11 protein-coding genes and 1 pseudogene are annotated in these 13,786 nt (G+C 65.2%); all 12 read right to left on the reverse strand.

Translation table 11 applies throughout. From position 1 onward, the window contains the following. Positions 1-109 precede the first annotated feature (109 nt). The 12 genes and pseudogenes from ACOOF5_RS02595 to ACOOF5_RS02650 all read right to left on the reverse strand — a co-directional run bounded on the left by ACOOF5_RS02595 (position 110) and on the right by ACOOF5_RS02650 (position 13,687). Complete coding sequence (locus ACOOF5_RS02595; RefSeq protein WP_420436331.1) at positions 110-676, reverse strand: nucleotidyltransferase family protein; 567 nt, start codon at positions 674-676, stop codon at positions 110-112. Positions 677-698: 22 nt separating this feature from the next. Beyond that, the gene (locus tag ACOOF5_RS02600; protein WP_420436333.1) at positions 699-1,865 is read right to left on the reverse strand and encodes an acyl-CoA dehydrogenase family protein; all 1,167 of its coding nucleotides are present in this window, start codon (positions 1,863-1,865) and stop codon (positions 699-701) included. Between the two features lie 179 nt (positions 1,866-2,044). Continuing rightward, positions 2,045-3,171: pseudogene (locus ACOOF5_RS02605) on the reverse strand (XdhC family protein). Positions 3,172-3,231: 60 nt separating this feature from the next. Beyond that, positions 3,232-4,401 carry a vWA domain-containing protein gene (locus ACOOF5_RS02610; protein ID WP_420436335.1) on the reverse strand — a complete coding sequence of 390 codons (1,170 nt, stop codon included), beginning with the start codon at positions 4,399-4,401 and terminating at the stop codon, positions 3,232-3,234. An 11-nt stretch (positions 4,402-4,412) separates the two neighbouring features. Continuing rightward, positions 4,413-5,318 carry an AAA family ATPase gene (locus ACOOF5_RS02615; protein WP_420436337.1) on the reverse strand — a complete coding sequence of 302 codons (906 nt, stop codon included), beginning with the start codon at positions 5,316-5,318 and terminating at the stop codon, positions 4,413-4,415. Between the two features lie 126 nt (positions 5,319-5,444). Continuing rightward, positions 5,445-6,611, reverse strand: coding sequence for an ABC transporter ATP-binding protein (locus tag ACOOF5_RS02620; RefSeq protein WP_420436339.1), 1,167 nt, complete (start codon positions 6,609-6,611; stop codon positions 5,445-5,447). Beyond that, positions 6,598-7,095, reverse strand: a complete 498-nt coding sequence (locus ACOOF5_RS02625) for a hypothetical protein (protein WP_420436341.1) — start codon at positions 7,093-7,095, stop codon at positions 6,598-6,600. Before ACOOF5_RS02625 ends, ACOOF5_RS02620 begins: the two co-directional genes overlap by 14 nt. Then, on the reverse strand, positions 7,092-8,687 hold the full coding sequence (locus ACOOF5_RS02630; protein WP_420436343.1) for a CRTAC1 family protein: 1,596 nt from the start codon (positions 8,685-8,687) through the stop codon (positions 7,092-7,094). The genes ACOOF5_RS02625 and ACOOF5_RS02630 overlap by 4 nt, the downstream gene beginning before the upstream one ends. 234 nt (positions 8,688-8,921) lie before the next feature. Further along, positions 8,922-10,340 (reverse strand): ABC transporter substrate-binding protein, encoded by a 1,419-nt coding sequence (locus ACOOF5_RS02635; protein WP_420436345.1) that lies wholly within the window; start codon positions 10,338-10,340, stop codon positions 8,922-8,924. A 61-nt stretch (positions 10,341-10,401) separates the two neighbouring features. After that, the gene (locus tag ACOOF5_RS02640; protein WP_420436347.1) at positions 10,402-11,361 is read right to left on the reverse strand and encodes a carbohydrate ABC transporter permease; all 960 of its coding nucleotides are present in this window, start codon (positions 11,359-11,361) and stop codon (positions 10,402-10,404) included. Continuing rightward, positions 11,358-12,308 (reverse strand): carbohydrate ABC transporter permease, encoded by a 951-nt coding sequence (locus ACOOF5_RS02645; protein ID WP_420436349.1) that lies wholly within the window; start codon positions 12,306-12,308, stop codon positions 11,358-11,360. The genes ACOOF5_RS02640 and ACOOF5_RS02645 overlap by 4 nt, the downstream gene beginning before the upstream one ends. Continuing rightward, complete coding sequence (locus tag ACOOF5_RS02650; protein ID WP_420436351.1) at positions 12,305-13,687, reverse strand: alpha-glucosidase/alpha-galactosidase; 1,383 nt, start codon at positions 13,685-13,687, stop codon at positions 12,305-12,307. Before ACOOF5_RS02650 ends, ACOOF5_RS02645 begins: the two co-directional genes overlap by 4 nt. Positions 13,688-13,786: the final 99 nt, after the last annotated feature.

The raw sequence follows: 13,786 nt of genomic DNA on the forward strand, positions 1-13,786 counted from the left end.
CCGTCGACTTCGGTGAGCTGCGCGCCCGGCATGCACGGCGCGATGAACTCGACGTCGGTCAGCGTGCTCCACGCCTGCTCGACAGGTATGCCGACACGGAATTCACTCTTCAGCTCCATCGGCGCAGATCCTCCACGGTGTCGATGTCGTCGGGTAACCCTTCGCAGGCTACCGGCACCACGATTTCCGGAAATCGCCGAATCAGCGTCCGTGCGCCCTCGTCGCCGTCGCGCGGCACCAGCGGCCAGACCTCGCGTGCCAGCCTGACCGGGTTACCCCGCCGCCCCCCGTAGGTGGCAACGGCGATGCGGCCCTCGCTGGCCCCAACAGCTCGCCACGCGGCAGACGTCACGAACGGCTGGTCGGCGAGCCCCACCACCACTGCCTCGTGGCCTGCATCCCTCGCCCAGCGAGCAGCACAGTGCACCGACGACGCGATGCCCGTTTCCCAGTGCTCGTTCGCAATCACAGCAATGACGCCGCCGGCCTCGGCCAGCACTTCGGAGAGATCCACCGCCCCGGTCACGACGACGACTGCGTCAAGCCCCGCGTCGCACAGCGCGTCGAGCGAACGGCTGACGACACTGCGGCCCTCAATGACGGCCAGCAGCTTGTGCTCCGACCCAGCGAACCGGGTCCCCGCACCTGCAGCGAGCAGCACCCCCGCCGTCGTCACTGGCCAACAACCCCGAGCTCGACTAGTACGAGCGCGGCAAACCGAGCACCTTGGAAGACACGAAGTTCAGGACCATCTCCTGGCTGACAGGAGCGATCTTCATCAGCCGCGCCTCTCGCCAGTAGCGCTCCACGTCGTACTCCTTGGCGTAGCCGAAGCCGCCGTGGGTCTGCATTGCCCGATCGGCGCACTCGAACGCCGCCTCCGAGGCCAAGTACTTGGCCAGATTGGCCTGCTCGCCGCAGCTGAGGCCGTTGTCGTAGCGCCACGACGCATCGCGCACCACGAGTTCGGCGGCGTGCAGGCGGGCGTGGCTGTCGGCCAGGGGAAAGGCGATGCCCTGGTTCTGACCGATCGGGCGCCCAAAGATCACTCGGCCTTTCGCATACTCAGCGGCGCGGCGCAGCGCGACGCGGCCGATGCCCAACGCCTCACCGGAGATCAGGATTCGCTCGGGATTCAGGCCGTCGAGGATGTAGCGGAAGCCTTCGCCTTCCTCGCCGACGCGGCGGTCGACCGGCACCCGCAGGCCGTCGTAGCGGACCTCGCACGACACCACCGCGTTGCGGCCCACCTTGGGGATCGGGGTGATGTCGACCGCCGGGTCCTGCAAGTCCACTAGCAGCAGGGTCATGCCCTGAGTCGGGCCGTCGCACAGCTCCTTGGGCGTGGTGCGCACCAGCAGCAGGCACACGTCGCAGTAGGGCGCTTTGGTGGTCCACACCTTGGCGCCGGTGATCACGTACTCATCGCCGTCACGCTCAGCGCGGGTACGAATCGATGTGGTGTCGGTGCCGGCGTCGGGCTCGGTGACTCCAAACGCAGCGTGAATCGAGCCGTCGGCCACTCCCGGCAGGATCTCTTTGGCCAGAGCCTCAGAGCCGTACTTCCGCACCGGTTCCATGCCAAAGATCGACAGGTGCAGGGCCGAGCAGCCGTTCATGGCGGCGCCGCTGGCGGCCACCTCCTCGAGCACGATCGACGCCTCGGTGATGCCTTGGCCTCCGCCGCCGTATTCCTCTGGAATGGCGATGCCGACCCAGCCGCCTTCGGCCATGGCGTTGTAGAAGTCCCAGGGGAATTCGTGCTGCTCGTCGCGCTCGCGCCAGTATTCGTCGGGGAAGTCGGCACAGACGCGTCGCACGCCCTCGCGGATCGCCTCGTGGTCCTCGTTTGTTGTGAAGTCCATCGCGCTGACGCTACCTGTCGGTCGTGGTGCGAATCCGAGCCCGGGATGGACGGGGCAGGCGCACCCATGCTCGGACAGGCGCAGCACCGCCCGCTGCAAGGTGGATGGGCTTTGGCGCTGCGAACTGCGCGTGGGCACCCCTGCCCCTGCCCACCCCTCACACCGTCGCGCCCGTTCGATCAGTGGATGCGACCTTGGCCGTCTCTTAGGCGGGGGGCTTGGTGCCCTGTGTGGGCGGCGATGATCTCGGCGACGATGGAGACCGCGGTTTCTTCCGGGGTGCGACCGCCTATGTCCAGGCCAATTGGGGCCATGACGCGGTCGAGCTCTTCCTCGGTGACGCCGGCTTCTCGGAGGCGTTCTGTTCGCTTTTCGTGGGTCGTTCGAGAGCCCATGGCGCCGAGGTAGCCGACCCGGGTGGGCAGAGCGCCGACGATGGCGGGGACATCAAATTTGTGGTCGTGGGTGAGGACGCATACGGCATCTCGCGGGCCCAGGTCGTCGCCGATGCGGTCGAGCAGGCGATTCGGCCAGTCCACGACTACCTCGTCGGCCATCGGGAAGCGTCGCCTGGTGGCGAACACCTCTCTCGCATCGCAAACGGTGACCCGGTAGCCGAGCAGCTTTGCTTGGGAGGCAAGTGCCCTCGTGAAGTCGACTGCGCCGAAGATCACCATGTGGGGTCGACGTGCATGGCACTCGACAAACACACTGAGATCCATCTGGCGTGCTTCGCCGTGCCGACCGTAGTGGCGCACCTCGCTGATGCCGGCATCCAGCATCCCCAAAGCGTCGCGTTCGACAACCCGGTCAAGTTCGGAGTTGCCGAGCGTGCCACGCGTCGGTGCGTCGGGCCGCACGAGCAACTTGGCACCCGGGTGCGGGCGCACATCAGACGCCGCACGCGCATCAGGGCCTTCGATGATCGTTGCCAGTGCAACCGGCTCCTCAGCCCGGATGGCGTCGCGGAACTCCTCGTAGATGCTGGTCACCAGTTGAGTTCCTCGACGAACAGGTGGATCGTGCCGCCACAGGTGAGACCGACGGAGAATGCCTCGTCGTCGCTGTAGCCGAAGGTGGTGATACCCGGGTCTCGTCGTCCGCCCAGCAGCTCCAGCGCTTCGCCTACGACGGCGCCCTCGACACATCCGCCCGAGACCGAGCCGGCGACTTCGCCTTCTTCGTTCACGGCCATCGCAGCCCCTGGGTCGCGTGGCCCCGAGCCCTCGATGTCCACCACCCGGGCGACGGCCACTCTCTGGCCTGCGGCCCGCCATCGGTCGATGTCATTCAGGATCTCGTCCATCTGTCCAGTCTCGCCTTCTCGGTGAGTGATCCGTCGAGTGAGGTCGCGATGCTGCCCGACTCAGGCCGCGATGGCAGCGGCCAGATGTTCGAGCGAATCGAAGGAATGACCTTCGATGAACTCGTCGACATGCGGCAACGCCGCGGCCATGCCACGGGCCAGCGGCGCATAGCCGGGAGTGTGCTTGAGCGGGTTGACCCACACAAGCCGGTGGGTGACCAGGTGCAATCGCGCCATCTGCTCGGCCAGTTCGTCAGGAGCTCCACGGTCCCAGCCGTCCGAGCAGATCACCACGATCGCACCGCGAGCGTGGCCTCTCACTCCCCAACGATCGTTGAACTCGTGCAGTGTTGCACCCAGCCGGGTGCCGCCCGACCAGTCCAGTACCGAGTCGGAGGCGGCCCGCAAACCAGCGTCGGGATCGCGGGATGACAGCTCTCGGGTGACCCGGGTGAGCTGGGTGCCGATCGTGAATGCCTCCACCCGGGTGCGCCCGACCACCGCGGCATGAGCGAAACGCACGAGTGCACGGGCGTAGGGCTCCATGGAGCCAGAGATGTCGAGCAGCAGCACCAGACGCCGCGGCTTGCGGTCGCCGGTCAGGAACTCGCGCCGGATGGCCTCGCCTCCCGTGCGCAAGGCACGGCGGATCGTGCGGCGAAGATCGGGTCGCCGGGAGACGCGCTTTGCCCGAACAGCGCGCCGCGAGCGCCGGGTGACCGCCCGAAAGCGCAGTTCGCCCATCAGCGTATGTAGCTCAGTCAGCTCTGTGTCGTTGCAGTCGGCGAAGTCCTTGTGACGCAGCGTCTCGACGTCGCTGTAGCGGACGCGCAGCGTGGGGCCGGTGTCGGGCTCATCCCCATCGGCTGGCGGCGCCGCGTCGCTGTCGTCCTCAGTGTCGGTAGCCAGCGTCACCGAGATCGGCGGCAGCTCCACGACGATCCCGCTGGGCGTACGGCCCTCCCAGAAGACGGCGAATGCGCGGTCGTAGACGCCGATATCGGCGGGACTTCCCACCAGCGTCGCCCTGCCTGCCCAGTACACGTCCTCACGGTCGGCAACACCGAGCAGCCGGAGCGCCTCGGTGAAGGCCATGACCCGCCGGATCGTGACCACCAGCCCCGCGCCGCGCAGGATGGACGAGAACGCCGAGGCCAAGCGCTCGGGCTCGTTGACGTGACCGTCGCTTGTCGACGCGGGGGCACCCAGTTCAGTGCCGGCGACGCTCATGGCTTGCTCAATCAGGCCTCAGCCACGGCGGCCATGATCATCTCCATGCCCACCGATGTGACTCGCTGGGTGTCCTCGCGATACTTCAGCACCGTGCCCAACGTGGCTTCCAGCATGGGGATATCCAGCTCGGCAGCTCCGAGACGTCCCAAGGCCGTTGCCCAGTCGATGGTCTCGGCCACACCGGGCGGTTTGTACAGCCGCATTTCGCGCATGACCGACACGGCCGACGCCACTTGCCGTGCGAGTGTGCCGTCCACATCGGGCAGCTTGAGTTTGACGATCTCAACCTCGCGGTCCACCGAGGGATGCGACACCCAGTGATACAGGCAGCGTCTCTTGAGGGCATCGTGCACGTCGCGGGTGCGGTTAGAGGTGACCACCACAAGCGGCGGCTGGGAGGCCGTGATCGTGCCCAGCTCGGGCACGGTGACGGTGAAATCCGACAGCACCTCAAGCAGAAATGCCTCGAATTCGTCGTCCGCGCGGTCGACTTCGTCGATCAGCAGCACAGCGGGCGTGGCGTCGTCGTGGTCGATGGCGCGCAGCAGCGGCCGGCGAATCAGGAAACGCTCCGAATACAGCTCGTCCTCGATGGCCTCGGCGTCGGCCGCCGCACGCCCTGCTGCCTCCGCAGTGCGCAGGTGAAGGAGTTGGCGTGTGTAGTCCCATTCGTAGAGCGCCTGCGCAGCATCGATGCCCTCGTAGCACTGCAGGCGGATGAAATCGCCTCCGATCCAGGCCGCAAGCACCTTGGCCAGCTCGGTCTTGCCGACTCCAGCGTCGCCCTCGAGGAACAGCGGCCGACCCATGGTGACCGAGAGGTAGACGACAGTCGAGAGGCCCTCATCGGGGAGGTAGCCGTGCTCGGACAGCGCCGCTGAGACCTCAGCGGGGTTACTGGGCACCGTAAACACGAGCGCCAAGGCTACGCCCTGGCATTCACCCCGATGCAGCGGTCTCCAAGTGGCAGAAGCAGGACCGGCACGCCATTCGCACGCTAGTAGCGCGTCTCGGGCGGCCCGTTGGCCGTTGCAGACGGTTCAGTCGCGAATGACGCTGCCTGTTGCCACATCGAAGAAGTGCATTGCCGACACGTCGATGGCGATCTCGATGCGCTGACCGACGCGCGCCTCGCTCTGCTGGGCAAACCGGCCCAAGAAGGCGCTGCCAAGGTCTTCGGAGTCATCCGCATCGGTCTTCGGACCGCCCGCCTCGACACGTTGGACTCCGATGTCGAGATGCGCCACGATCTCAGATCCGAGCTCCTCGAGCAGTTGCACATTGGCGCTGATCCGCTGCCCTCCCTCCGGGGCCAGTGCAGCGTCGTAGACGTCATCGGGCCGGATGCCACAAACCACACGCCTGCCTTCGTGGGCGCGCAGGGCCGGACAGTCATCAAGAAACGAGAGTGGCATTTCAACCGCTTGATCAGCCATTTCCACGGTGATCGCGGCGTCGCCGATCGAGATCGCCGACTCGAAGAGGTTCATCGCCGGTGACCCGACGAATCCTGCGACGAACATATTTTCGGGCCGGCGGTAGAGCACGGAGGGTTTGTCGACTTGCTGGAGCACACCACCGTTGAGCACAGCCACCCGGTCACCCATGGTCATCGCCTCGACCTGATCGTGGGTGACATAGACGGTGGTGACGCCGAGATCTTGCTGGATCCGGGAGATCTCGCTGCGCATGTACACGCGCAGCTTCGCATCGAGATTCGACAGCGGCTCGTCCATGAGAAACACCGCCGGCTCGCGCACAATCGCCCGTCCCATGGCGACGCGCTGGCGCTGCCCGCCTGACAGCGCCGCCGGTTTGCGGTCGAGATACTCCGTCAGATGCAGCACGTCGGCTGTTCGCGCGACTCGCTCCTCGATCTCGGACTTCGGTGTCTTGGATAGCTTCAGCGGGTAGGCGATGTTCTTGCGGACCGTGAGGTGCGGGTACAACGCATAATTCTGAAAGACCATGGCGATGTCCCGGTCGCGGGGATGCACCTTGGTCATGTCGGCATCCCCGATTCGCAGGGTCCCGCTGGAAATCTCCTCAAGACCGGCGACCATGCGCAGCGCCGTCGACTTGCCGCAGCCCGATGGGCCAACGAACACGACGAACTCGCCGTCGTCGATGCTCAGGCTCATGGCGTTCACGGCGGTGACGCCTCCCGGGTACACCTTGGTCAGCTCTGCAAGCTCAACCGTCGCCATGTGAGCACTCCTTTGTCGAGAATCGTGTGCCTTGTCCACCCCGGGCAACCAGCCAGCGCGAGAACGGCACGACCCACGGCGGTTCGAACAGCTCTCCGTACCTCGCCCGGTTCGCGGCGATCGCCATCATCAAGAGCCAGTTCAGCCACAGCAAGACGAGCAAGAGCAGGCCGACGGGCACGAGGACGCCGGCCAACTCGAACCGCGCACCGAATTCCAAGATTCCCCACAAGGCCAGTGCAGCGAGCGCGACGGTCGCGTTGAAGTCGATGGCCCGAAGCCGATGCCTCCTGCCGACATCGCGGCCCCGCGTCAGGACTCCGCCGACGAGCGGCCCCAGCACGAGCGCTGGGGCAGCCCAGACCGCCGGTCGGCCGATCACTGTCACCGCCGCCGCGGCCGGAAGCAGCGGGGTCAGGTGCACCGCAGCGTCACGACGACGCTCGACCGGTGAACCCGGCTGCACGGGGTGCTCAGGACTCATTGCGGCGCTGTCCCCGTCAGCCGGGTGCCTGTCCCTGTTGTCCGGGTGATCGTGACATGGCGGTTCACGTCAACGTCGCCGATCTTGTCGACTTCGCCATCGGGCCACGTGACCTCGATCTCGACAGGACCGGAGGTTTCGCCCACGCCGAAATGCAGGACCGCTGATGCGCCCGAGAGGTAGCCGCGTGACGATTCCACGGTGCGCACGAGCGTGCCACTGTCGCTGTCGCGCAACCTGACGGCGGCGCCCCATGCCGCGGTGTTGCCCGTTCCGGCCCATCGCAACGCCACGGTCACAGAGTTCCCTGCGCACAGCCGGTTCTCGTAGAGACGCGACGGTGCGTTGAGGTTGTTCACGACAATGTCGAGATCTCCGTCGAGGTCGAAATCGGCGAACGCCATGCCTCGGCCACCCGTCGTGTCGTCGAGTCCCCAGCCCGAAGCCGGCTCGAATCGCTCGCCTCCCACGTTGCGGAACGCTTGGTTGGGCTCGATCAGGCTGGCGTCGGGAAGATGTCCGAACAGATTCTCGGCCACCATGCCGTTGACGACGTAGAGGTCTTGGAATCCGTCGTTGTCGAGATCACCGAAGAGACCGGACCAACTCCAGCCGGTGGCTTCGACACCGAATGAGGGCGCATCGCTGTCGTAGCCGTGGTCATTCGACAGCAGCAGCACGTTCTCCGGCTTCTGGATGTCGTCGGTGGGCGAGGCGTCGATGTCAGCTTGGACCCCCGCATACGCGTCGAGGGTCTCAGGGCGATCGTCCATCGGCTTCATGTCGGTGGCGAACAGGTCCAGGTCGCCGTCGTTGTCGATGTCGCCGGCGTCGACTCCCATCGTGCTGAAGGCAGTCTGGGAAAATGGCGACGCCTGCTCCCACGCACCATCAGCGCCTGCGAACCACACGTAGTCGGGTGTCGCCAAGTCGTTGCCGACGAAGATGTCGACCCGGCCATCGCCGTCGATGTCACCGATGCGAGTTGCGAGTGCCTGGGATTCGGTTGCGAGCTGGGTGTGGGCGAACGTGCTCCCGCTGCGCTCGAAGAGCCCCACACCACCCTTGTTTCCGAGGTTCAGGCGTCGTTCAGCAGTGAGCTCTGCGTTGTAGGCACCGGTCACGGCGTCGAGATCTCCGTCCCCGCCGAGATCGCCCCACGCCATCGAGTAGGTGTAGGCATCCAATCCGACGATCTCATGCCGCTCGAAGCGCTCAGCAGCTGTCGATCCCGCCCCGGTATTGCGCATGGCGAGGGGACGGCCGACGCCGGTCGTGAGTACGACGTCATTGCTGCCGTCGCCGTCGCTGTCGACGATCGACACCTGCCGGAACCGGCCTTCGATGAGGGGATCGCGGCGGAAACGCAGGTCGCCCTCGTTCCACAGCAGGGAGGTTGCGCCGCTGATATTCGCCAACACGATGTCGTCGTCTCCGTCGGCGTCCACATCGCCGACGGCAAGACCGGCGCCCATGCCGTCGAACATGGAACGACTGGCGCCGGGGCCGCGCGTATGGTGTTCGAGGTCGAGCGATGCGAATTGCTCAGCGCAAGTCGCGCGTTCGGCGTGCGGCGACGTCTCGACAGTCATCCCAAAGACGCCCATGCTCGTTGAGGACCGGCCACAGGCGCTCCCGATCAGTGCTGCCAGTGCCAGCAGCACACTGACGCCGGCTGTGCGGATCGGCCTTTGGGAAGGCGTGCTCCGATCGCCGCCAGCGCGGAGGCGGACCGGAGGCCGCCGGCGCGTCGAGAAGTACGGAAGGCGACTCCTCGACATCACCGGCACCTCCGATCCGAACTCAGCTGAGAGGGCAGACAACCATCAGGAACCGAGGACCGCGTTGACCTCGTCGGACGCCTGTCCAAGGCGTTCCGCAGCGTCGGCCTGGCCGCGCAGGATCTCCTGCATGGCGGGGCCGACGATGGCCTCGATCTGGCTGGCGCTGTCGGTGATCGGGAACAGGAACGTGGTGCCGTCGTCGACATGCACGGTGAACGCAGTCACGTCCACGCCGTTGCCCTGATGCGCAGCGATCGCGATCTCCGCAGCCGAGGGGATGGCCGGGAACACGACTGCGCCCTCGCCGATGACGTTCTGGCATTCAGCCGACGCCATGTGCTTGACCCACTGCCATGCCTCTTCTTGGTGCTCGGAGTGCTTGTTGATGGAATCGGCGAGGCCGTTGAACATCGAGGCGCGCGAACCGCTCGGTCCGACCGGGAGCGGAGCAAACTCCACGTCGAACGGCGTATCGGCGCCGACGTAGGTTCCGATCTTCCACGAACCGTCTGCCATGACAGCGGCTGAGCCGTTCTGGAACACGGTGGTGCCGCCGAGCGACTCGACGTCCTCGATGGGCACGACGTATCCGGCCTCAATCATCCGTGCAAACCAGTCGATGGTGGCCGCCAAGCGCGCGTCGTCGTAGTTCGCCGAGTCTCCGAACGGATTCACGTCTAGGAATTCGAACCCGGTCGACGCAGCGAATGCCGAGAAGGTTGTCTGGCCGAATGCGCCAAAGTTGCCCTCGAGACCGAGGCCGTACACCTCGACGTTGCCCGGATCGAAGTCCGCCGAGTCGCCAGTGTTGCCGTTGGCATCGACGCTCAGCTTGCGAATGAGCTCGCCGAACGAACCGCCGTCGTCGGGGTTCCATTGGGCTGCTGCGAAGTCGGCGGCGCTCACGCCTGTGCCGGCAACGTGGTCGGCATTCATCACGAGCGCGATCGTGTCGAAGTCCTTCGGCAGGCCGTAACGGTTGCCATGGTTGTCTACCCACAGCTCAGCAAGACCCGGGAAGTAGGCGCCGGTATCGACGCCGTCACGTTCGACGAAGTCATTGAGCGGAACGAGGACATCGCTGGCCACGAACTCCGGGTAGCGGGCGAGGTGATCGGTGAAGACGTCAGGACCGGAGCCGGAAGCGAATCCTGCGGTCACATTGGTCCAGTAGTCGCCCCAGCCGAACTGGGTGATCTCGACGTCGATGCCGGGATTGGCGGCCTCGAAGTCAGCGGCGCACTGCTCGTAGAAGGGCTGCTGGTTGCCGTCCCAGAGCCAGTACTCGATGCCGACCGGCTCTGCGGACATGTCGTCGCCAGCGTCGGAGTCGGAGTCGTCCGCCCCCGGGGCCTCAGTCGCCGCAGGGGCGTCGGCTTCGTCGTCGTCGCCGCCGCACGCTGCGGCGACTAGCGAAAATGCGAGAAGGACTGCGAGCAGCCTCCATAGCGCTTTTGTCATCTGGTTCTCCCTCCCAGGAGTAAGCGGCGACCCACATCGGGTCCCCGACTGTCGGTGGGGATCACTTGATCCCCGAGAATCCGATCGAGTCGACGACCTTCCGGCCGAAGGCCAAGAAGATCACGATGATCGGCAGAGCGGCGAGCAATGTGCCCGCCATCAGGCCAGACCAGTCCGGGGAGGTCCCCGGCTGCTGAGCCGTGAATTGGCCCAGCGCCACCGTGAGCGGTTGGCGCGCCGGGTCCCGAGCCACCACCAAAGGCCAGAGAAACTCGTTCCACGCAGTGATGTAGGTGAGGATCGAGAGCGTCGCGAGCGGAGCGGCACTGATGGGCACGATGATCCCGAAGAACGTCCTGAAGTGCCCGGCGCCATCGAGCAGCGCCGCCTCCTCAACCTCGCGACTGATGCCCAGGAAGAACTGCCGCAAGAAGAACACCGCAAATGGCGTCATGAAGAAGAACGGCGCAATGATTCCCGCGTAACTGTTCAGCCAGCCCAGGTTCTTGACCAGGATCAGATTCGGAATGAGCGTGAAGATCGGCGGAACCATGAGCCCGCTGAGGAAGAGGAAGAACAGCTTGTCGCGGCCCCGGAACCTCAGGCGAGCGAATGCATAGGCCGCCATGGCAGAGAACGCCACCTGCCCGACGGTCACCGCCGTCGACACAATGACGCTGACCTTCAAAGACTGCAGGAAGTCGAACGATCCGGTGTTCTGGCGGCCGAGGCTCTCCAGGATCTCTTCGTCGCTGGCGGTGCCGAGGACTCGTTCGAAGTTGTTGTCGGTGTACCCGACCGGCAGCAGGCTCTGCTCACCGGCGAAAAGCTCACCGTTGGTGGACAGGCCAGTGCGCAAGGCCCACCAGAACGGGAACACGCTGACGATCAGGATGGCGACCATGAATGCCCATGCCGCGGCACGTCCGATCCGCGGCTTTCTCACCCTGGCGGAGGGCTGAGCGGGCGGTTGCGGTCCCGCTACGTCGGCCGCCACATCTTCGACCGCTGGCGTGCTCATGCCAGGTCGCTCTCGCCGGCCCGCAGGAGCTTGAGCTGCAAGAAGGTGACGGTCAGCAAAATGGCCACCAGCAGTACGGAGATCGCAGCCGCGTAGCCGAGCTGGTTGAAGTCGAAGGCGTTCTGGTAGATGTACAGATAGATCACGCGGCTGGCGTTGGCCGGTCCTCCCGGCTGCCCGCCGAAGCCGCCGGTGGCAACGAACACGGTGTCGAACACCTGCAACGAGCCGACGATCGTGATGACCAAGACCAGGGCCAGAATCGGGCGCAGCAGCGGGATCGTGATGTCACGGAACATCTGACGCTCGGTTGCGCCGTCGACTGCCGCTGCCTCATACAGGCTGCGAGGGATCGTCTGCAAGCCGGCGAAGATCAGCAAGGCGGTGTAGCCCATATGGCGCCAGGTGTTGATTCCTGCGAGGCTCGGAATGACCTTGCCGGTGTCGGTGAAGAACCTGACGGGATCCATCCCGAAGAGCCCCAGGAAATCGTTGACGATGCCCAAGTTCCCGTCGAGCATCCAGACCCAGAGCAACGCCACGATCACGTTCGGGATCAGCCACGGCAGCAGCAGGATTCCCCGGATCGTGACCGACTTGGTGAGTCGGTCCATGAGCACCGCTATGGCGACCGCAAGGATCGTCTGCGAGACGATGTTGATGACGGTGTACTTGAACGTGATCTTGAGCGATTCCCAGACCTGACGGTCGTTGAACAGACGGTCGTAGTTGTCGGCCCCCACCCAACTGCCCCGGTTGGCGATGAGATTCCAGTCAGTGAAACTGATGTACACGCCCCGCAGCGCCGGATAGAGGTAGAACGCCACAAACCCCACCAAAGCGGGGAGCAGGAACCAGATCGCTGACCGCCATCCTCCATGCAGGCTGGACGACCCGAACAGCGGGCGTCGGCGCGACACCTGCGACGGCGCCGCGGTCTGTGTCACGCGACTGCCCCCCCAGACTGCGTCACGCGTCCGCCTCCGGCGGACCGATGCTCGAACCGGAGTGATTCCGGAATGAACTCGCCGTGAGCTTCGATCAGCTCGCTGGTCAGCGACCAGATCTGGTCAAGATCGAGTTCAGCGGCGGTGTGCGGATCGAGCATCGCAGCGTGGAACACGTGCTCGATGCGACCCGTCCGAAGCGCCTCGACCGTGAGTTCCTGGGGACCGATATTGGTCTGCATCAACGCAGCCAACTGCGGGGGCAGCGCACCGATCCTGTGTGGCGTGATCCCAGTGGCTCCCACCGTGGCCGGTACTTCGACCGTGCAGCCAGCGGGCAGGTTGTCGATCAGGCCTTGATTCGGCACGTTGACGTACACCGAGCGCTCGGTACCTGTCGCGATGCTGTGGATGATCTGAGGTGCGTATTCGTCGCTGCGGGGAACTTCCAATGGGTGTTCGGGGTCTTCGAGACGTCGCCGAAGCTCCTCCCACTCAGCGATCTGTTCCTCGCAACGCCGCACGTATTCGCGCACCGGAATCTTGAATCGCTCAATGAGGTCCGGCCGGCCGTCCTTCAAGAAATAAGGCGTGTATTCGGCGAAGTGCTCGCTCGACTCCGTGACGAAGTAGCCGAGACGCCGCAGCATCTCGTAGCGGACAGCATCATGCAATCCCCACTCGCCGCGCCTGGGCGAGTCTTCCGGCGCCCGATGGAGAGTTCTCAGCCTCGGGTACAGGTCTTCCCCGTTGTGCTCCAGCCGCAAGAAAAAGCACATGTGATTGATGCCTGCAGCTTCGTAGTCCAGTTCGTCGACGCCTATGCCCAAGTCGGTAGCGAGGTGCTGCGCCGTGATCGGCACGCTGTGACAGAGCCCGTACGCCTCGACATCAGTCATCGACGACAGGCCCCACATGTTGATCGCCATCGGATTTGCGTAGTTGAGCAACCGTGCGTGGGCACTGAACTCGCGGATGGCTCCGGCCACTTCCAGCAGTGCAGGCACGGTCCGGAGCCCGCGCATGATTCCGCCGATTCCGATGGTGTCCGCAATCGTCTGGCGGAGGCCGTATCGCTCAGGGATCTCGAAGTCCAGGACGGTCGCCGGTTCAAAACCGCCGATCTGGAACATCGTGACGACGAAATCGGCACCCTCGACGGCACTTCGGAGATCCGTCGTTGCCATGATCTTGGCGCGCGCGCCGGCCGCCTCGACCAGCCGATGGCCGACGATCTCAGAAGTGCGCAGTCGATCGGGGTCGATGTCGTGGAGGCGGATGTCGAGGTCATCGCGCAGGTCGGGGTACGCGAACAGGTCGCTCATCAGATTGCGCGAGAACACCGTGCTCCCCGCCCCGATGAATGCGACTGCGGCCATCTGCCCCCCTTGCTGGCTTCGATCGTCCGGCCGCGGTGTTCGGCGGCCGAGGCTCCCGTCTGCCGCAAGGTCGATCGTTCCAGCCAAAATACTATACGT

The sequence above is a fragment of the Candidatus Poriferisodalis sp. genome, from assembly GCF_965214215.1.
Lineage (GTDB): Bacteria > Actinomycetota > Acidimicrobiia > Acidimicrobiales > Poriferisodalaceae > Poriferisodalis.